Source organism: Aeromonas sp. QDB63, from assembly GCF_027707425.1.
Classification (GTDB): Bacteria; Pseudomonadota; Gammaproteobacteria; order Enterobacterales; family Aeromonadaceae; genus Aeromonas; species Aeromonas caviae.
On sequence record NZ_JAPCIS010000080.1, the window covers coordinates 1 to 701 of the forward strand.

Annotated in this window: 1 pseudogene; it reads right to left on the minus strand. The window is 58.9% G+C overall.

Annotated elements, in window-relative coordinates:
• A pseudogene (locus tag PG879_RS20460) lies at positions 1-701 on the minus strand (IS4-like element ISAeme15 family transposase); the annotation flags it as partial.

Here is a 701-nt window from a genome sequence, read left to right on the forward strand (position 1 = left end):
CTGAATCGCGCCACGGGCAGGGAGGTAAAGACCGTTTTCTCCTTGCCTGCCACCTCATAGGTCACTGCGCGAACTTGCCAGTGTGTCGGCAACGCCGGGTTTTTCTTGCTAGCCTGAGGCGAGACCGTCATTTGCAACAGACGGTCACCGTCGCCATAGCGCTCAAGTTCCGTGTATACCAGCCCCTTGCGTTCCGGGATGAGCCAGTGACGGTCGGTGTCTTCGGCCTGAATACGCAGCAACAGGTCGGCACCGAAGAAGCCTTTATCCAGCAGGGTCACTGACTTGTCCGGCAATGAGTGAATGAACTCGCTGGCCAGGGGGATTTCCCCTTTGCGGTACGGGCTGATGGCCGCGTTGGCAATGACATGCGAGCGGACATTCATGAGCGTGACCAACCGCAGCATCGGGTAGGGTGTCTGCCGGTTGGTTGAGGTGTTACCCGAGCCGAAATGTGCTCTGAGTTCAGGCATATCCTGGGTTCGGAACAGGGCCCCATCGATGGCAAAGACCTGTAAACCGTGCCAATGGTCTTCAGGATAACGTTCCCGCCCCCACACATCGGCGCACTGTTTGAACAGCCACTCGAGCGGCTGTTTGCCGAGTCGCTGACGGGCCTGAGACAGGGCACTGTCCGCGAGCAAGGCATCATTGGCCAACCCTTCTGCACAGATGTTGAGGCGCCGAGCGACCTCGGAGAT